Genomic DNA, 19006 nt, shown 5'->3' with positions numbered 1-19006 from the left:
CATCGGGGCGGGGTTCACCGGCTCCGAGATCGCCTCCGTCTGCCGGGAGCGGGACATCCCGGTGACCGTCGCCGAACTCGCGCCGTACCCGCTGGTCGGGGCGCTGGGCGCGATGATCGGCGAGGTGGCGGCGGAGATGCAGCGCGCCCACGGTGTCGACCTGCGGTGCGGGGTCAAGGTCACCTCGCTGGAGGGCGACGCACAGGGGCGGCTGCGCCGTGCCCACTTCGACGACGGCAGCACGATCGACGCCGACGTGGCGGTGGTCGCTCTCGGGGGCATCCGCAACACCGAGTGGCTGCAGGGCTCCGGGCTGGCGGCGGGTGTCTGGGGCGTCGCCTGCGACACGGGTTGCCGTGCCATGGACCTCAACGGCCTGATCACCGACGACGTGTTCGTCGCCGGGGACGTGGCGCGCTGCCCGAACCCGGTCTACGAGTACCGGCTCATCTCTCTGGAGCACTGGGCCAACGCCGTGGAGCAGGCCGAGGTCGCGGCCCACAACATGGTCCACGGCCAGGCGGAGCGCTGGCCCCACCTGTCCATCCCGCGGTTCTGGTCCATCCAGTTCGGCGTCAACATCAAGTCCGTCGGCGTGCCGACCTTCGCCGACGAGGTGATCGTCACCCAGGGGTCGGTGACCGACCACCGCTTCGTCGCCGCATACGGCTACCAGGGCCGGGTCACCGCGGCGGTGACCTTCAACAACGCGAAGTGGCTGGACCACTACCGGCGTCTCATCGAGACGGCCGCGCCCTTCCCGCCGCCCTGCCCCACGCCCGACCAGCCCGTCGACACGAAACCGGTGCCCGTCGACTTCCCCGGCCCCACCCTGCTCGCCCAGGGCGCCACCGTGGTCGTCACCGGACACGACCCCGGGGAGCGACGCGTCACGGCCGCGCACCAGCACCACCGCTAGGCCCGTCGGCAGGAGGGAAAGGCAAGCGAGATGACCACGACCGAGACGCCCGACACGCTGCACCGGATCCTCGACTACTCCTCCCGGTCCGACCCGTACCCGCTCTACGCCGAGCTGCGCAAGACGCCGGTCGCCCGGCAGGAGGACGGCAGCTACGTCATCAGCACGTATCGCGAGCTCGCGGACATCCTCCACAATCCGCACCTGAGCTCCGACGTCCGCCACCTCTCGCATCCGATGCCCTCGGCCGAGGCAGGGGGCACGCCGGCGTTCATCAACATGGACCCGCCCGAGCACGACCGTCTGCGGCGGATGGCGATGCGCCACTTCGGCCCGCCGCACACCCCGGGGCTGGTGACCGCCCTGGAACCCGACCTGACCGCCACCGTCGGCGGTCTGCTCGACGACTGCGCGGGCAAGGAGCGGATCGACATCGTCGACGACCTCGCCTACCCGTTCCCCGTGTCGGTGATCTGCCACCTGCTCGGTGTGCCACGCGAGGACGAACCGAGGTTCCGCGTGTGGGTGAACGACCTCATCAACTCGATCGACTACGACCCCAGGACCGACCCGAAGGAGAAGCTGGAGAACGGGGTGCAGGCCCGCAAGGACCTGCGCGAGTACCTCGGCGGGCTGGTGGAACAGCGCCACGGCCACCCCGGTGACGACCTGCTGGCACGGCTGGCCAACGACGACGGGCCGGACGGGCGGATGACCGACGAGGAGATCATCAGCACCGCCAACCTGCTGCTGATCGCCGGCCACGAGACCACCGTCAACCTCATCACCAACGGCATGCTGACGCTGCTGCGCCACCCGCAGATCCTGGAGCGACTGCGCGGCGAACCGGATCTGGTCGTGCCGCTGGTCGAGGAGCTGCTGCGCTACGAGCCGCCCGTGCACATCATTCCCTGGCGGGCGGCGTACAGCGATGTCACCGTCGCCGACACCGTCATCCCCAAGGGCTCGCAGGTCATGCTGATGCTGGCCTCGGGCAGCCGCGATCCGGACCGCTTCCACGAGCCGGACCGCTTCGACCCCGACCGGCGTGACAACCAGCACCTCGGCTTCGGCAGCGGCATCCACCTGTGCTTCGGCGGCCCGCTGGCCCGACGGGAGGCCCAGATCGCACTGGGCGAGCTGGTACGCCGCCTCGACCACCCGGCACTGCTCGCCGACCCGCCACCGTACCGGCGCAGCCCCGTGCTGCGCGGGCCGATCCATCTGCAGGTCGAGCAGAACGGCGGTTAGCGGATCAAGCGCTCTGGATGTCCTCGTGCAGGTGTACGACGAGCCAGTGGCCCTCGGGGTGGGTGCGGCGCAGGATCGCGGTGTTGCGGGCCAGGTCCGGTGGGGCTGCGCGGTAGTCGACCCGCAGCCAGTAGCGGGCCACGGCGAGGTCTCCGAAGACGTCGACGACTTGGCCGTATGCCGTGAGGCCGGTTTCGGCGGGGCCGGTGCCGGCCGTGGGGCGGGCGTCCCGGACGTGGTTCAACTCGCTTCTGCCGCGCAGGAGTTCGGGCGTCGCCGAGTCCCAGATGGTGGCCTCGGGGTCGAGGAAGGAGTCGATGCGCTCGCGGTCGCCCGCGGTGTAGCCCGCGTACATGCCCGTGATCACCGCCCACACCTCGGCCAGATCGGCGGGTGCCCCACCCGGGCGGGCACCGTCACCGGCTGCGGGACGGGCGGAAGGGGGCGGTGGAGTGGGCATGACGGAGTCCTTGGGTGGGTGAGTGAGGTGAGGGCACGGTGCGGCTCGGGTCAGGGGAGTACGACCAGGTCCCGAGGCGTGCGGTTGAGGCGCTCCCCGCCCCGCTCCGTGCAGATCACGATGTCCTCGATGCGCGCCCCGTGGCGGTCGGGCAGATCGATGCCGGGTTCGACGGAGAAGGCCATGCCCGGTGCGAGCGGGAGCGGGTTCCCGGCCACGATGTAGGGGTCCTCGTGGCTCTCCAGGCCGATGCCGTGTCCGGTGCGGTGGATGAAGCAGGCCCCGTACCCGGCGTCGGTGATGACGTCCCGCCCGACGGCGTCGAGCTGTCCGGCGGTGATGCCCGGCCGTACGGCCTCGGTCTGGGCGCGTTGGGCGCTCAGCAGCACCTCGTGGAGGCGGCGGAAGGCGGCGGGCGGCTCGCCGACCGCGTACACGCGGGTGGAGTCGGAGCAGTAGCCGTCCCGGGTCGTACCGCCGATGTCGACCACCACGGGGTCGCCGGACCGGATCGTACGGTCGGACAGCTCGTGGTGCGGGCTGGCGTCGTAGCCCGTCAGGTAGCGCAGGTCGGCGCCGGGCGAGATCAGCAGGGCGTCGAGGCCCGCTCGGGCCGTTGCTCGCTGTGCGGTGCGGAGCCGGTCGGCCGGGTACAGGGGCGGGACCGGGTCGGCGGCGGGGTGGCGGGGGTGGTCGGAGTCGCGCATCGGGGCTCCATGGAGTCGTGAGGTGTCGTGCGACCGGGCCCGGGTCACGCCGCGTACAGGCGGCACGCGACGCCCCCGGCGATCAGCTGCGGCTCCTCGCGGTCGCAGCCGTCGAAGACCCGTGGGCAGCGGGGGTGGAAGCGGCAGCCGCTCGGCGGGGCGGCGGGATCGGGCACGTCGCCGGGGAGTTCGGCGGGCAGCACTCCCGCCCCGTCCGGCCGCGGTACGGCGGCCAGCAGCGCCCGCGTGTAGGGGTGCCGCGGGCTGTCCCAGACCTCCGCCGTGGGGCCGGTCTCCACGATCCGCCCGAGGTACATCACGGCGATCCGGTCGGCGATCAGCCGTACCACGGACAGGTCGTGGCTGATGAACAGCAGCCCGGCGCCCGACTCGACGGCCAACGACCGCATCAGTGTGGCCACTTGGAGCTGGGCGGAGGCGTCGAGCGCGGAGATCGGTTCGTCTCCGACGAGCAGCCGGGGACGGGCCGCGAGCGCGCGGGCGATGGCGATGCGCTGCCGCTGGCCGCCGGAGAACTCCTGCGGGTAGCGCCCGGCGGCGCTCGCCGGGAGCCCGACCCGGGTCAGGAGGTCCGCCGGGGACGCCCCGTCCGGCGTCTCGCCGCGCTCGGCGGCCGTCCGGATGCCGTCGGCGAGCTGGGCGCCCACCCGGCGGCGGGGGTTGAGGGAGCCGTACGGGTCCTGGAAGACCATCTGGATGCCGGTGAGGGCCGGGTCGCGGCGGCGCACCCGCAGCGGGCGCACCGGTGTGCCGTCGTAGGTGATCCGGCCCTGAGCGGGCGCGGTGAGCCCGCAGACCGCCCGCGCCAGGGTGGACTTCCCGCAGCCCGACTCGCCGACCAGCCCGACGACCTCGCCCGCCGCCACCCGGAGGCTGACCCCGGCGACCGCGCGGACGGGCGGCTCACCCGGCCGGTGGTACTGGACGGCCAGGTCGTCCACTGTGAGCAGGGCGGTCATAGGGTGCTCCTTCCGGGGAGCGAGTCCAGGAGCGTACGGGTGTACTCGTGCCGCGGATCGGTGAGGACCCGGCCGCGCGGGCCGGTCTCGACGACCAGGCCGTGGCGCATCACGCTCACCTCGTCGGCGATCGCGGACAGCACGCCCAGGTCGTGGGTGACCAGCAGGACGGCGAGGCCCAGGTCGTCGCAGAGTCCGCGCAGCAGCCGCAGCACACCGGCCTGCACGGTCACGTCGAGGGCGGTGGTCGGCTCGTCGGCGATCAGCACCTTCGGCTCGCAGGCCAGGGCGATGGCGATCGCGATGCGCTGGCGCATGCCGCCGGAGAACTGGTGCGGGTAACGCCCCAGCGCCGCACGGGGGTTGGGGATGCGGACCTGCGTGAGGAGTTCGGCGGCCCGCTCCTTCGCGGCCTTCCGGTCCAGTTTCAGGTGGTGGCGCAGGTGGTCGGTGAGCTGGTGTCCGACGCTGAGCATGGGGTGCAGGCTGGTGGACGGGTCCTGGAACACCATGCTCACCGATCGCCCGCGCAGTGCGGCCAGTCGACGGGGTGGCAGGGTCAGCAGGTCGGTGCCCTCCAGCTCGATCCGGCCGCCGGTACGGGCGCCCGGCGGCAGCAGTCCGAGCGCCGCCAGACCGGTCATGGTCTTGCCCGAACCGCTCTCCCCGGCGAGCCCGTGCACCTGCCCCGGCCGCACCGCCAGGTCGACGCCGCCCAGGATGCGACGGCCGCCGAGATCGAGGGTGAGACCGCTGATCTGCAGCACCGTGGCTGCGCTCACCACTGTCATGCCACACGCTCCTTCTCCGCGCCGATCGTGCGGGCCGTGCCGGGGTCGAGGGCGTCCCGGAGCGTGTCGCCGAGGAAGTTGAAGGCGAGGACGACGGTGAGGATGGCCAGGCCCGGGAAGACCCCGATCCACCACTTGTCGAACTGCTGGGTGCCGTCCGCCACCATCGCGCCCCACTCGGCGGTCGGCGGTTTCGCACCGAGCCCGAGGAAGGAAAGGCCGGACAGCAGCAGGGTCGCGGTGCCGATGTCGAGGGTGGCGAGGACCAGCAGCGGGCCGAGCACGTTGGGCAGGACGTCGACGCGCAGCGAACGCCAGGCGGAGAAGCCCAGCAGCCGTCCGCTGAGCACGAACTCGCGGTTGCGCAGCCCCATGACCAGGCCCCGGGTGACCCGGGCGTACGACGGCCAGGACACCACCAGGACGGCCAGTACCGCGTTCTGCAGGCTGGCGCCGAGCGCGGCGGCGACCACCATCGCCAGGATGACGGTGGGGAAGGCGAACACCAGGTCCGCGATCCGCATCACGGTCTCGTCCACCCACCGCCCGAAGAACCCGGCGCAGGCCCCGAGCACCCCGCCGGCCAGCAGCGACATGGCCACCAGCAGCAGGGCGAGCGGTATGGAGACCCGGGCGCCGTACAGGACGCGGCTCAGCACGTCCCGGCCCAGCTCGTCCGTGCCGAACCAGTGCCCGGCGCCGGGGCCGGCCAGCCGGGGCAGGTCCTGCGCGAGGGGGTCGTGCGGGGCGAGCAGCGGGGCGGCGACCACGATCACCAGCCAGAACGCGGCGACCAGGCCGCCGGTGACCGCGAGGGGACGCCGCCAGGCGGGCGGCAGCCGTCGGAGCAGACTGAATCTCACTGCACCCTCACCCTCGGGTCGATCACGCCGTACAGCACGTCCACGGCGAGGTTGACGGTCAGGTACACCAGGCCGACGACCAGTCCGACGCCCATGACGGCGGGCAGGTCGAGGGTGGTCGCGCTGCGGTAGGCGTAGGCGCCCAGGCCCGGCCAGGCGAAGATCGACTCCACCAGGACGGTGCCCGACAGCAGGGCCCCGAAGGCCAGTCCGGCGACCGTGACGACGGGGACGAGGGCCGCCCGGAGCACGTACTGGAAGAGGACGGTCCGGCCGGGCAGGCCCTTGGCGCGGGCCGCCCGGACGTAGTCCTGGTTCAGCACCTCCAGGACGGCGGAGCGGGTGAAGCGGGTGAGCAGGCCGACGGTGTACGCGGTCAGCACCAGGGCGGGCAGGGCGAGATGGCCCACCGCGCTCCAGAACACCGGCCACTGGCCCGCGAGTGCCGCGTCGACCGTGTAGAGGCCCGTGACATGGGGCGGGGCGGTCATCCCGGGGTCGAGGCGGCCGCTGCCCGGGGCCCAGCCGAGCCGGTAGAAGAAGACGTAGAAGGCGAGCAGCGCCAGCCAGAAGGTCGGCACCGAGACACCCAGCAGGCTGACGACCCGCAGGAGCTGGTCGGTGAAACGGTCCCGGCGCAGCGCCGCGACGACACCGAACGCCACGCCCACGACGAGGGAGACCACGATCGCGGCTCCGGCGAGTTCGAGGGTGGCGGGGACGGCGGCGGACAGGTCGGTGAGGACCGGCTGGTGGCTCTGCTGGGACTCGCCGAGGTCGCCGTGGAGCAGGTTGCCCAGGTAGGTGACGTACTGGACCGGCAGTGGCTTGTCGAGGCCGTAGTGGTGCCGGAACTGGGCGACGATCGCCGGGTCGCCGATCGCGCGCTGGCCGAGGCTGGCCGCCGCCGGGTCGCCCGGGACCAGGTTGGTGAGGACGAACGTCACCAGGGTCACGCCGAGGGCGAGCAGGACGGCGGTGGCGGTGCGGCGGAGCAGGAAACGGGCGAGGGGGTGGCGGGCGAGGAGGCGGCGGCGGGCGGAAGGCCGGCCGTCACCTCCGCTGCCGCCCGTTCCCTTACCGCCCGCTCCCTTACTTGGCACCCAGCGCGGCGACATCGATCGTCCACACGGGGTTGTAGGCGACGCCGGTGACGGACGCGGCGGAGACCGTGTTCCGGCTCGGCTGCATCAGCGGGATGAAGGGACCGTCGGTGTTCAGCTTCGTCTGGATCTGCTCGTACAGCGTCTTGCGGGCGTCGTCGCCGATCGTGGTGGCCGCCTTGTCGCCGAGCGCGCTGAGGGCGGGGTCGGCGCCGGCCTTCCAGCCGGCGCGCAGGCCGACCAGGTTGCCGGGCAGGAAGGCCAGGTAGTCGCTGGGGTCCGGGTAGTCCGGGCCCCAGTACCAGAGGCCCGACTGCTCCTTGCCGTTGCGGTAGTTGTCGAGCTCCGTGGTGGTCGGCGCGGGGGCCAGCGTGACGGTGATGCCGACCTCCTTCAGCTGCGCCTGGACCCGTTCGGCGAGGGTCTGGAGGGAGAGGCCGTCGACGGTCAGGTCACTGGCGTAGCCGAGCGTCACGGACGGCTTGGCGATCCCGCTGGCCTTCAGGGCCGCCTTCGCCCCGGCCAGGTCGCGACCGGCGGCCTGGGAGCCGGGCAGCGCGCCGAGGAAGGTGGACGGGATGATCCCGGCGGGCTGGACGGAGCCGGTGCCGGCGAGCGACAGCAGGCTCTTGTAGTCGATGCCCTTGCGCACCGCCTCCGCGAACTTCGCGTTCGCCGTCGTACTGCTCACCTCGGTGTTCTTGTTGAGCAGCAGGAAGATCACGTCGGCGGACGCGCCGCTGTCCACCTTGAGGCCGCCGCCGAGCCCGCTGACCTGGTCGGAGGTGAGGTCGAGGGCGATCTGGCTGTCGCCGCGCTGCACGTTCAGCTTCTGGGTGGGCGCCTGGACGTTGCGGAGCACGATCTTGTCGTACGTGGGCTTGTCCGAGCCGGTGTACTTCGGGTTCTTCTCCAGCACGACCTGGGTGTTGGTGTCGAAGGAGGTGAGCGTGTACGGGCCGGAGCCGGCCGACGTGGTGTTGAGGTACTTCTCCGCCCCGTCCGCCGAGGTCGCCGAGCCGCCGTGGGCCTGGACCGTCTTCGCGCTGAGGATGCCGAGCGCGGGGTTGGGGAGGATGAAGGGCAGGGCGGGATTGGCCTTCTTCGACACCAGGGTGACCGTCGAGGCGTCCGTCTTGGTGACCGTGACGCCGTCGAGCAGGAACGACGGGTTGCCCTTGAGCGCGATCACCCGGTTCAGCGAGAACACCACGTCGTCGGCGGTGACCGCGCTGCCGTCCGCGAACTCCGCGCCCGTCCGCAGGTGCAGGGTGAGCGTCCTGCCGTCCGAGGACTGCTCGTACGACGACGCCAGCCCCGGCACCGGCTTGGTGACGTCGCCGCCCTTGAAGGTCAGCAGCGTCTCGTAGAGCGCCTTGTCCACGATCTGCCCGGTCGGCTCGAACTCGCGGCCCGGGTCGGCCGTCTTCAGGTTGAACGACGTGTCGATGACCAGGGTCTTGCCGGCCGCGGAGCCGGAGGCGCCCGTCCCACCGGAGCAGGCGCTCAGCGCGAGTGCCGCGACCGCGACGAGAGAGAGTGCCGCCGGGTACGACCCGGCACTGAATCTGGGCATGCGTGCCTCCGTGAGCAGGGCGGAGCGGAAGAAGGCCGGGCGGGTGCGGGCGGGCGCCGGAAGGTCGACCTGGACGATTCGCCGTTAGGGTGGGCCGAAACTAACCAGGACTCTCGGCCGACGGGACCAGCGCGAGACGAAAATCGACGGAGAGGCGCGAACATGGATGATCAGTCCACCCCGGAGCCCCCGGCTGAACGGCGTTCTGGACGGATCGGCATCGGCCTTGCCCTGGATTCGGTGCATTTCAAGATCCTCGACGTCCTCCGCACCCAGGGCCGCATCTCCGTCGCGGCCCTCGCGGACCGGGTCGGCGTCTCCCGCGCGAACGCCTACACCCGCCTCGAAGCCCTCCGTGCCGACGGCGTGATCAACGGCTTCAGCGCCCGCGTCGACCACACCCGGGTCGGTCTGGAGATCTGCGCCCTGATCTTCGTCACGGTCCGCCAGGAGCTGTGGAAGCAGTTCCGCACCGCGCTCGCCCAGATGCCGGAGGTGGAGTACTGCGCCGTCACCACCGGCCAGCACGACGCCATGATCCAGATCCGGGTGGCCGACGTCTCCGCCGTCCATCGCCTGGTCACCGACCGGCTGTCCACCATTCCCGCGGTCCGGGCGACCGAGACCGTGATCATCCTCGACGAGGTGCTCCGCCGCCCCTACGTCCTGCCGTCCGTGCCCCGCCCCGCCGACGCGGCGCCGGGCACCCCCCAGGACGTCCCCGGCACGAGCCAGTTCGGCATGACCCGCTTCATCCGCGCCGCCGAGGGGCGGGCCGACCTCCAACGCGCTTCCGAGCCGGAGGACTGACGGCCGCGTCCGGACGCCACTCCGTCCGCTCCGGCCGCCGATCCGTACTGTCCCGGCGGCGGAGATATACCCCCAGCGGTATTCTGTGGGCGTGGTGCCCCGCACCCGAACCAGTGCCCCGGTACCGCACCCTGGTACCCCCTGGGGGTAATGTGGCCATCTGTCAATCACGGCGACGGGCGGAGTGCATGACGATCAGGGCAGCTCGCGGCGGCACAGCCGTCCGCTGGACGTACGGGGTGTTCCTCACCCTGTGCGTCGTGCTGGCCGTGTTCGTCCACCACGGGACGCCCGCGATGGACCCCGCCGCCATGCCGGGCCCGGCGCACGCGGAACAGGCGATGCCGGTCGGCACGGCACCGTCCGTCCCGGGCACCGCCGCCCACAGCGCCGACGACTGCACCTGCACCGGCGCCATGCCGGGCATGCAGCACTGCAGCGCGGCCGGCGTCGACTCCGTACAGCTCGCCGCACCCGACCGGGCGGCGTTCGATCTGCCGGCGAAGCTGCGGCAGGCCGCCGCCGGGCGGGTGCCCGGTGCCGCCGCGACCGGACGCGCCCCGCCCGACCTGTCCGTCCTCTCCCAGCTGCGTATCTAGGCCGCGCCGGACGGCGCGCGATGTGCCGTCCCTCCGCGACCACATCGGCTTTTCGCAGCAGAGGACATCACCCCATGAACAGCATCGACCGTCGCTCCGTCCTGCTCGCCGGGCTGGGCGCCGCGGGTGCCGGCGCGCTCGCCGCGTGCAGCAGCGGCTCCGGTTCCGGCGGCTCCGCCGCCCTCGTCGACCCGTCCGGCCCGGCCGTCGCCGCCGCCGAGAAGAAGCGCCGCGGCACCGGACGGGAGCACCGGCTCACCCTGACCGCGGCATCCGCCGTGATCGACCTCGGCGCCGGTGTCACGCCCCGGACCTGGGCCTTCGACGGCCGCACCCCGGGCCGGGAGGTCCGGCTGTCCGTCGGCGACACCCTGGTCGCCGAGTTGTCCAACCAGCTCCCCGGCAGGACCGGTACGTCCGTCCACTGGCACGGCATCGCCCTGCGCAACGACATGGACGGAGTGCCGCCCGCCACCCAGCAGACCGTCCGGGCCGGCTCCACGTTCACGTACCGCTTCGTCGCCGACGCCCCGGGAACGTACTTCTTCCACCCGCACGTCGGCGTCCAGCTCGACCGCGGCCTGTACGCCCCCCTGATCGTCGAGGACCCCAAGGAGACCCTCGCCTACGACGACGAGTGGGTCGTCCTCCTCGACGACTGGGTCGACGGTGTCACCGGCACCCCCGACGAGGTCTTCGCCGAGTTGGAGCACGGCATGGGCGGCATGGGGGGCATGAGCGGCATGAGCGGCATGAGCGGCATGAGTGGGATGGGCGGGACGGACACGGGCGACGGCTCCGGTTCCCCGTCCCCTTCTCCGTCCCCCACGGCCTCCTCCTCCGGCGGCATGTCGACGAGGTTCATGCTCATGGGCGCCACCAGCAAGCTGCTCGGCGGCGACGCCGGGGACGTGAAGTACCCGTACCACCTGGTCAACGGCAGGGTGGCCGCCGACCCTGACGTCTACACCGGCAAGCCGGGCCGGAAGGTCCGGCTGCGGATCGTCAACGCGGGCTCGGACACCGCCTACCGCGTGGCACTCGGCGACCACAGGATGACCATCACCCACACCGACGGCTTCCCCGTCCGGCACCAGGAGGTGGACGCCCTGCTGGTCGGCATGGGCGAGCGGTACGACGTCCTCGTCACCCTCGGCGACGGCGTCTTCCCGCTCGTCGCCCTGGCCGAGGGCAAGAACGCGAGCGGTCTGGCCCTGGTGCGTACGGGCGCGGGGAGCGGGCCGGCGGCGACCGTCCGTCCGAAGGAACTCGACGGCGTGATCATGACCGCGTCCCGGCTGCGCGCCGGCGACGAGGCGCGCCTGAAGCCGGCCCGGACCGACATGACGCACCGGATCAGACTGACCGGCGGCATGATGAGGTACGACTGGGCCGTCAACGGCACACCGTTCGACATGAAGCATCCCGGGGCGAACCCGATCCTCGTCGAGCAGGGCCGGCGCGTACGGCTCGACTTCGTCAACGACACCGACATGTGGCACCCGATGCACCTGCACGGCCACACCTTCCAGCTCGGCGACTCCGGACCGCGCAAGGACACCGCGATCGTGCTGCCGAGGACGAAGCTGTCCGTGTTCTTCGACGCCGACAACCCCGGTCAGTGGATGCTGCACTGCCACAACGCGTACCACGGTCAGGCCGGGATGATGGCGAACGTCGCCTATCGCGCCTGATCCCGCGGCCGACCCGTCCGGACCCGTCACTGTCCGGGCGGGTCGGCCGCCGCGGCACCGCCCCCTCGCTGAGCCTGCCTGCGCGAGCAGCCCCTTGCCGTCACCACCCCTTGGTAAGAGTCAGGTAAGATCCGGCCACTTGTACGAGGGCACGGACCCTCGTGGGGGAGGGAACAACACGTGGGCAGACACGCCCTGGGACGGGGCGGGTTGTCCGCCGCTGTCTCCTCACTCGCGGTCGCCGTCGTGGCCGCGTCCGTCGTGGTCCTGTCGGAGGGAAGCGACCGAGGCCGACACCACCGCCATCACACTGGTCGACCCCGGCTCGACCACACCACGCACCGACCGGCCGTACGTCGCGGGCGACACCGGCTTCCTGCACCGGCAGACCGGCAGGACCGGACTGCTGTGGACCGACTACACGACCGGAAAGACCGTCACCGTCGAGAACGCCGACGGCGTCTACACCCCGGGCACCGGCTGCACGAACATCGGCTCCGCGTGCCGTGACGCCTGGTACGGCTCGGACGGCGACCTGGTCGCGCTGCCGGCCACGGCCAACGACGCGTACGCCACCCTGTGGGACCCGGTGACGGCCACCTCCAGGAAGGTGAGCTGGAACGGCTCCACCCAGTACGGGCAGGGCTACTACCGGGCCCTCGCCGGCGACACGATCGTCACCACCAACTCCCTGATCGACAAGGTCGACGGAGAGTGGCGCACCCGCAAGGTCACCGGTGACGCGACGAACGTCGGGACCGAAGACGTGCTCGCCGCGGACTCCGCCGGTGTGTTCGTGTCGGAGAGCACCTACGGCACGCTCCGCTACATCGACATCGCGTCCGCCGTGAACACCACCGCGTTCACCGACGCCACCTACGCCTCGCACTACGTGATGAGCGAGGACCGTTTCGGCTGGTACCAGTCCGGCACCGCCGAGCTGCACCTGAAGTCCCGCACCGACCCCACCGCCGCCGAGCAGGTCGTCACGCTGCCCGCCAACCCGGGCGCGCTCGACGGCGACCCGGTCCTGGTCGGCCACTGGCTGCTGCTGCCGCTGTCCTCCAGCGCGCTCGGCTCCCGGCTGCTCGCGGTCGACGTCGACGATCCCTCGGTGCAGCAGACCCTGCTGGCGAGCGCCGGCGCGTACACGCTGGCGGCGGGTGACGGCAGCGCGCTGGTCACCGGCGGCACCGACGCCACCGACTGGTGGGTGCGGCGGGTCAGCCAGGCCGAGGACGGCACACCGAAGCTGGAGAAGGTCCAGCAGTCCCCGGCGGTGGAGAACGCCAAGACGGGCATCGCGCTCAGCCGCGGCAGCCTGCGGGTCGCCGAGGACGACCCGACGGCCACCGCGGACACCACGTCCGTGCGCACCCTCACCACCGACGGCTCCGCCACCCTGACGGCGTCCGAGGCCACGGCGAGCCGCTCGGTCTACGAGGCCCTCTGCCCGTACGAGGGCACCACGTGCTCGGCGCTGTGGGGGAACCTCGACGGCCAGGACGTCTTCCTCGACTCGAACGGCGGCACCGACGAGGGCGAGAGCCTCGGCGACGACCGGCTGGTGGAGATCGGCGGCCACGACCTGGACTTCGGCGGCCAGGGCGGCCACATCGTCGACGTCTCCGACGACTACGCCGTCTTCGACTCCGGCGGCACCAGCCCGGCGCAGTACGTCGGCGAGTTCGGCCAGGGCCAGAAGCTGAAGCGGTCCGTGCGCGCCGCCGCCCTGAACGGCTCCACCCTGTGGAGCGCCACCGGCACCGCCGGCAAGCTCACCTCGTACAGCATCCCGCTGGCGAAGACGCTCACCACGGTGACCGTCCCGGGCCTGGCCTGCGTGCCGAGCGAACTCCAGGCGGCGGGCCGCTGGGTGTACTGGGCCTGCGGGACGGACTCGGCGGGCGTCTACGACACCAAGGCCGGTACGTCGACGGCGGTCGCCCCCGGCGACGTGCTGCTCGGCGACGGCTTCACCGTCCGGCACGACCAGGCCGCGGGCACGCTCGTCCGCACCGAGGCGGCCACCGGCACCACCCGCACGATCGCCTCCGGCCTGGCCGACAAGGGCCTTGACCTGGACCGCCGTTACCGCTGGACGGTCGACGAGTACACCGGTCTGGTCGCCTGGTTCGACGACTACGAGCGCACCCACGTCACCACCACGGGCATCGCCCCGTCCGCCGTGACGGCCTTCGAGACCTCGGCCGGCAGCTATGTGGACCCGGGGATGCCCTTCGAGGGCGCCTGGGTGCTGTCCCGCCCGGCCACCTCCTGGTCGCTCACCCTCACCTCGGTCCAGAGCGGCGCGAACGGCAAGGCCACCCGCACCCTCACCGGCGGTACGACCGCGGCCCGGGTGACGGCGACCTGGAACGGCAAGACGGCGAGCGGGAGTTACTTCCCCAACGGCGAATTCACCTGGACCCTGAAGGCGACCGGCCTGGGTACCGCCGCGCCGGACACGGTGACCGGCGGCGACGGCTTCCTGGAGCGCGGGGCCGCGGTGCGCCGCGACTTCGTCAGCCCCGACGGCCCGGACGGCCGCGGCGACCTGCTCACCCTGAACTCCTCGGGCGGGCTGACCTTCCACAGCGGCACCGGGACGGGCAGGCTCGGCGACAAGTACACCGGCACCGGCTGGCCCAGGACCATCACGGCGATCCCCTTCGGCGACCTCAGCGGCGACCGCTGCAACGACGTCCTCGTCCGCTACAGCAGCGGCGCGCTGCGGCTGTACAAGCCGGGCTGCGGGAAGGCGGTCAAGCCGTCGACGTCGTACACGACCCTCTCGACCAGCGGCTGGACGCAGTACAACGCGCTCACCTCGCCCGGCGACGTGAGCGGTGACGGACGCCCGGACCTGATCGCGAGGAACTCGTCCACCGGAGCGGTCTACCTCTACAAGGGGACGAGCACCGGCAAGCTCGCCTCCCGCGTCAAGCTCTACGACAACTGGAAGGGCTACAAGAAGATCGTCGGCACCGGTGACATCACCGGCGACGGCAAGCCCGACCTCCTGGCCCAGGACACGTCCGACAACGTCTACCGCTACGACGGCAAGGGCGACGGCACGTTCGCGGCCCGCGTCAAGGTGCTGTCGAACTGGGGCGGCTCGTACAACGCGGTCGTCGGGGTCGGCGACATCACGGACGACGGCAGGCCGGACCTGGTCTCCCGCGACACCAGCGGCAACGTGTGGCGCAACAGCGGGGACGGAAAGGGCTCGTTCGGTACGCGGGTGAAGATCGCGAGCGGCTGGAGCGGCTACAAGGTCCTTTCGTAGGAGCTCACCTCGGCCCACAAATTTTGAACGCTGCACGGCCATACCGATACGAACAGGGCATGTCCATCGGCTCCCTGACATGGTCCAATCGGTCGTACGGCCGACAGCGAGTGGGGACGTATGGAGCACGCCGACGGAGAGGGGCCGAGACCGAGCGCCCCGGGACCCAGTGCCCCGGGACCGGAGCCCAGCGGGGCTGCCGGGCTCCGGGTCGGTGTCCTCGGTGAACTGACCGTGACGCACGACGGGCGGGCCCTGAGCCTCGGCGGGCCCCGGCCACGCGCGGTCTTCGCGCTGCTGGTGCTGGCACGGGGCGCCGTGGTCACCGGCGACCGGCTGATCGACGCGGTGTGGGGCGAGCGGCCGCCGCCGAGCGCGGTCGGTGCCCTGCAGGCGTACGTCTCGCGGCTGCGGAGGGAACTGGAACCGGCCCGGCCGGCCGGTACCCGCAGCAGCGTCATCGTGTGGGAAGGCGCCGGTTACGCGATCCGTCTCGCCGCGGACCAGGTCGACGCCCGGCGGTTCGAGGCGCTGCTCAAGCAGGCCGGGCAGGCCGAGCCGCCGGCGCGGAGGGCGGCCCTGCTCACCGAGGCGCTCGCCCTCTGGCGGGGTCCGGCCTTCGCCGGGTTCGCGGACGGACCGTGGGCACGGGCGGAGGCGGCGCGCCTGGAAGAACTGCGTGAGGTGGTACGGGAACAGTTACTGGCCGCCCGTCTGGAGTGCGGGGAGCACAGCGAGGCGCTGCTCGCCGAGGCCGAGGGCCTCGTCGCCGGACAACCCCTGCGCGAGGAGCGCTGGTCCCTGCTGGCCCTCGCCCACCACCGCGCCCATGGCCAGGCCGACGCCCTCTCCGTACTCCGCCGCGCCCGCCGCACCCTCGCCGACCGGCTGGGCATCGACCCCGGGCCCGCCCTGCGCGGCGTCGAGGCGGAGATCCTGTCCCACGCGCCGCGTCTTGCCGCCCCCCTGCCGGCTGCTCCGCCCGCTCCGTCCGCGTCCGTGCCCGCGGCGTCCGTGTCCGCCTCCGTGTCCGCCTCCGTGGTCGGCCAACTCATCGAGCGGGAAAAGGAGTTGGCCGAGCTGCGGCAATGCCTGTCGGACGCGGTCGGAGGCCACGGCGGGCTGGTGTGTGTGCAGGGCCCGGCAGGGATCGGCCGGAGCGCACTGCTGGCGGAGGCGGGGCGGCTGGGCAGGGAGTGGGGCGTACGGGTGCTGGACGTCGGTGACGGTCCGGAGGCCCGTGCGGAGGTGGCGCCGGGGGCTGTGCGGCGGGAGCGGCGCGCTGAGCAGGCCGCTGAGCAAGCCGATGAGCAGGCCGGTGACGTGCAGGGTTCCCTGGGGATCCGGCCGCGCGATCCCCACGACGTCGTACGCCGGTTGCTCGACGCGGTGGTCGCCGGGCACGACGGCACACCGTCGGCCACGGCCACGGCCATGGCCACGCCGGTGTTCGTCGGGCGGACCGCCGACGGGCCCGACGGTTTCGACGTCCTGCACGGGCTCTACCGGATCGTCGAACGCCTGGTCACCGACGGCCACCCGGCACGGCGGCCCCTGCTCCTCCTCGTGGACGACCTCCAGGCGTGCGACACGGCGTCACTGCGTTTCCTGGCCCATCTGCTGCCGCGTATCCAGAACCTGCCGATCCTCGTCGTCACCGCGCTGCGCGCCGGGGAGCCCCCCGCCCGGCGCGAGAGCGAGCAGGTGCTGGCCGACCTCGCGCAGGACCCGACGGTGGTGCACATCCGGCCCGAGCCGCTGAGCGCGGCGGGCGTCGCCCGGCTGGTACGACGGCTGCTCGGCGCCACGGTCGACGAGGAGGCCGAACGTGCCTGCCACCGGGTGTCGGCCGGTCTGCCGCTGCTGCTGACACACCTGCTCGGGGCCCTGGAGACGGCGGGAGCGGGGGCGGACCCGCGCGCCGTGGCGGAGTCGGGCGTCCGTGCCGTCTCCGACCTCGTGCTCACCGTGCTGGACCGGCTGCCGTCCGCCGCCACGGCCGTCGTACGGGCGGTCGCGGTTCTCGACGGCGGCAGCGGTGACGGCGGGGCCTCGCTGCCGACGGTCGCCGCCTTCACGGACCTGTCCGAGCAGGGCGTGGCCACGGCGACGGCGGCCCTCGTACGGGCGGGAGTGGTCCGTGACCAGTACCCGTTGGCCTTCGTCCATCCCCTGGCCGGCGAGGCCGTGCTGGGGACGGTGCCGCCGGCCGAGCGTCCGGTCCTGCACGAAAGGGCGGCAAGGCTCCTCGACCGTGCCGGTGCGGCTCCCGAGCGGACCGCCGCGCATCTGCTCCTGGTCCCCGATCGGGGCGACCCCTGGGTGGTCGGCGTCCTGCGCGCCGCCGCGGCCCGCGCGACCGCCGGCGGCGCGCACGACGCGGCCGCCACCCTGCTCACCCGCGCGCTGCTGGAGCCGCCCGCGCGGGACGTCCGGCCCGAGGTGCTCCTTGAACTGGGGCGGGCCGAAGCACTCGTCGACGGGCCCGCGGCGGCCCGTCACCTGCGGGCGGCGTACGAGACGTCGTCGCCCCTGCGCGTCGGCGCCGCGTGCCTGCTCGCGCAGACCCTGATCTACACCGGCAGGCCCGGCGAGGCCGCCGAGTTCGCGGCCCGGGCGGCCGCGGAACTGCCCGCCGGACAGGCCACCGGGCACACCACTGGACAGACCACCGGGCACACCACTGGACACGCCGCCGGGCACGCCGCTGGACACGCCGCCGGGCAGGCCGCCGCGGACGGTACAGCCGACAACGCGGCCGACGAGCGGCAGGGGCTGCTGGCCCTGGCGCGGCTCGGCGCCTTCGCGCACGGGCTGTACACCGTGGGCGCCGGCGGCCCGGACGTCCCGGTGCCACCTCCCGTCGGGGACGGGCCCGGCGCCCGCATGCTCGCGGCCGAGGCGGCGAGGGACGCCACCGCGTGGGGGCTGGACCGCGCCGCGGCCGTCGCCGCGGCCCGGTTCGCGCTCACGGACCGGGTGCTGCTGCGCAGCGGAAGGGTGCTCTCGTGGTGCACGGCGGGCGTCGTGCTGCACCTGGCCGACGAGGACGTCAGGCTGCTGTGGGACGAGACGCTGACGTACGCCGGGCAGCGGGGGTCGCTGATCGGTACGCTCTCGGCGCACCTGTGGAACGGGTTCACGCAGTGGCGCCACGGTGAGCTGCACCAGGCCCGCCGGTCACTCGAAACCGCGCTCGAACAGTTCGGCGCGTGGGGGGTCACGCCCGGTGCACCGCAGTGCCGCGCGTTCCTGACCGGGGTGCTGCTGGACCTCGGGGACACCGCCGGCGCGCGTGCCTGTGTGGAGCGGATGAGGACGCGGGCCGGGGGCGCCGAGGGGGCGCGGTTGCGCGGGGAGAGCGAGGCGCGGGTGCTGATCGCCGAAGGCCGGTACGCACGGGCGCTGGCCGTGCTGGACGGCGTACGGCAGCTCCAGCCGGACGTGGTGAACCCGGTGTGGTGGGACGGGGACCTGCTGCGGGTACGGGCGCTGACCGGGCTGGGGGAGCGGGAGCGGGCCGAACGGCTGGCACGGGAACAGCTGTCGATGGCCCGCAGGTGGGGCGCGCCCGGCACCGTCGGCCGGGTGCTGCGGCTGTACGGCGAGGCACGCGGGCCCGACGGCGGACCCGAACTCCGGGAGGCGCTCGCCCTGCTGGCCGACGGCCCGGCCCGCCTGGAGCATGCGCGGGCCCGGCGGTCCCTGCACGCCCTGGCCGGTGGAGAGACCGTTCAAGACGGCGTCGTACGCCGATTCCCCCCTGCGTGACCGGCGTACGACGCATCGTCGGGACGAGAATCCGACGGCCGACTTGCGATCGGCTTGCAAGCGGTTCGCAAGACCGAGGGCGCATCATCCGTTCCGCGCACGAAACAGGCACACCGCGACCACGAACCAGACACACCACACAGCACACGCACCGCAACGAACTGACGGGGGCGGCCCGGGGGACGGGCCGGGG

The 19006-nt window shown here is 72.8% G+C and carries 14 protein-coding genes; 7 read left to right on the top strand and 7 right to left on the bottom strand.

All coding sequences use genetic code 11. From position 1 onward, the window contains the following. The coding region (locus ACFWPS_RS42925; RefSeq protein ID WP_383716510.1) for an FAD-dependent oxidoreductase at positions 1-919 on the top strand (919 nt) is incomplete at its 5' end. A gap of 30 nt (positions 920-949) precedes the next feature. Then, positions 950-2170, top strand: coding sequence for a cytochrome P450 (locus ACFWPS_RS42920; protein WP_383716507.1), 1221 nt, complete (start codon positions 950-952; stop codon positions 2168-2170). A gap of 4 nt (positions 2171-2174) precedes the next feature. Here ACFWPS_RS42920 and ACFWPS_RS42915 read toward each other — a convergent pair whose 3' ends face one another. From ACFWPS_RS42915 to ACFWPS_RS42885, 7 genes are read right to left on the bottom strand one after another with little or no spacing between them, the layout of a single operon-like run. Beyond that, positions 2175-2630, bottom strand: coding sequence for a DUF4440 domain-containing protein (locus tag ACFWPS_RS42915; RefSeq protein WP_383716505.1), 456 nt, complete (start codon positions 2628-2630; stop codon positions 2175-2177). Positions 2631-2680: 50 nt separating this feature from the next. After that, on the bottom strand, positions 2681-3337 hold the full coding sequence (locus ACFWPS_RS42910) for a M24 family metallopeptidase (RefSeq protein WP_383716502.1): 657 nt from the start codon (positions 3335-3337) through the stop codon (positions 2681-2683). Between the two features lie 44 nt (positions 3338-3381). Beyond that, positions 3382-4317 (bottom strand): oligopeptide/dipeptide ABC transporter ATP-binding protein, encoded by a 936-nt coding sequence (locus ACFWPS_RS42905; RefSeq protein WP_383716499.1) that lies wholly within the window; start codon positions 4315-4317, stop codon positions 3382-3384. Further along, a complete protein-coding gene (locus ACFWPS_RS42900) occupies positions 4314-5108 on the bottom strand; it encodes an ABC transporter ATP-binding protein (protein ID WP_383716496.1) in 795 nt (264 codons plus the stop codon). The genes ACFWPS_RS42905 and ACFWPS_RS42900 overlap by 4 nt, the downstream gene beginning before the upstream one ends. Then, on the bottom strand, positions 5105-5971 hold the full coding sequence (locus ACFWPS_RS42895) for an ABC transporter permease (RefSeq protein WP_383716494.1): 867 nt from the start codon (positions 5969-5971) through the stop codon (positions 5105-5107). The genes ACFWPS_RS42900 and ACFWPS_RS42895 overlap by 4 nt, the downstream gene beginning before the upstream one ends. Beyond that, positions 5968-7074, bottom strand: a complete 1107-nt coding sequence (locus ACFWPS_RS42890; RefSeq protein ID WP_383716491.1) for an ABC transporter permease — start codon at positions 7072-7074, stop codon at positions 5968-5970. Before ACFWPS_RS42890 ends, ACFWPS_RS42895 begins: the two co-directional genes overlap by 4 nt. Next, positions 7064-8650 carry an ABC transporter substrate-binding protein gene (locus tag ACFWPS_RS42885; RefSeq protein WP_383716489.1) on the bottom strand — a complete coding sequence of 529 codons (1587 nt, stop codon included), beginning with the start codon at positions 8648-8650 and terminating at the stop codon, positions 7064-7066. The genes ACFWPS_RS42890 and ACFWPS_RS42885 overlap by 11 nt, the downstream gene beginning before the upstream one ends. Positions 8651-8812: 162 nt before the next feature. Between ACFWPS_RS42885 and ACFWPS_RS42880 the strand changes: the two genes are divergently transcribed. The 5 genes from ACFWPS_RS42880 to ACFWPS_RS42860 all read left to right on the top strand — a co-directional run bounded on the left by ACFWPS_RS42880 (position 8813) and on the right by ACFWPS_RS42860 (position 18813). Next, complete coding sequence (locus tag ACFWPS_RS42880) at positions 8813-9460, top strand: Lrp/AsnC family transcriptional regulator (protein ID WP_383716486.1); 648 nt, start codon at positions 8813-8815, stop codon at positions 9458-9460. 188 nt (positions 9461-9648) lie between these two features. After that, positions 9649-10059, top strand: coding sequence for a DUF6153 family protein (locus tag ACFWPS_RS42875; protein ID WP_383716483.1), 411 nt, complete (start codon positions 9649-9651; stop codon positions 10057-10059). A 74-nt stretch (positions 10060-10133) separates the two neighbouring features. Next, a complete protein-coding gene (locus ACFWPS_RS42870; RefSeq protein WP_383716480.1) occupies positions 10134-11753 on the top strand; it encodes a multicopper oxidase family protein in 1620 nt (539 codons plus the stop codon). Positions 11754-11892: 139 nt separating this feature from the next. Beyond that, the gene (locus ACFWPS_RS42865; RefSeq protein ID WP_383716478.1) at positions 11893-15042 is read left to right on the top strand and encodes an FG-GAP-like repeat-containing protein; all 3150 of its coding nucleotides are present in this window, start codon (positions 11893-11895) and stop codon (positions 15040-15042) included. 234 nt (positions 15043-15276) lie between these two features. Beyond that, complete coding sequence (locus ACFWPS_RS42860) at positions 15277-18813, top strand: BTAD domain-containing putative transcriptional regulator (RefSeq protein WP_383716474.1); 3537 nt, start codon at positions 15277-15279, stop codon at positions 18811-18813. Positions 18814-19006: the final 193 nt, after the last annotated feature.

The organism is Streptomyces sp. NPDC058457 (genome assembly GCF_042720695.1).
Classification (GTDB): domain Bacteria; phylum Actinomycetota; class Actinomycetes; order Streptomycetales; family Streptomycetaceae; genus Streptomyces.
This window is presented reverse-complemented; position numbering and strand designations above follow the sequence as displayed.

Coding starts and splice junctions, on each gene's coding strand:
- ACFWPS_RS42885 (WP_383716489.1), bottom strand. CDS start 8,650: ATGCCCAGATTCAGTGCCGGGTCGTACCCGGCGGCACTCTCTCTCGTC.
- ACFWPS_RS42880 (WP_383716486.1), top strand. CDS start 8,813: ATGGATGATCAGTCCACCCCGGAGCCCCCGGCTGAACGGCGTTCTGGA.
- ACFWPS_RS42905 (WP_383716499.1), bottom strand. CDS start 4,317: ATGACCGCCCTGCTCACAGTGGACGACCTGGCCGTCCAGTACCACCGG.
- ACFWPS_RS42900 (WP_383716496.1), bottom strand. CDS start 5,108: ATGACAGTGGTGAGCGCAGCCACGGTGCTGCAGATCAGCGGTCTCACC.
- ACFWPS_RS42915 (WP_383716505.1), bottom strand. CDS start 2,630: ATGCCCACTCCACCGCCCCCTTCCGCCCGTCCCGCAGCCGGTGACGGT.
- ACFWPS_RS42910 (WP_383716502.1), bottom strand. CDS start 3,337: ATGCGCGACTCCGACCACCCCCGCCACCCCGCCGCCGACCCGGTCCCG.
- ACFWPS_RS42870 (WP_383716480.1), top strand. CDS start 10,134: ATGAACAGCATCGACCGTCGCTCCGTCCTGCTCGCCGGGCTGGGCGCC.
- ACFWPS_RS42875 (WP_383716483.1), top strand. CDS start 9,649: ATGACGATCAGGGCAGCTCGCGGCGGCACAGCCGTCCGCTGGACGTAC.
- ACFWPS_RS42920 (WP_383716507.1), top strand. CDS start 950: ATGACCACGACCGAGACGCCCGACACGCTGCACCGGATCCTCGACTAC.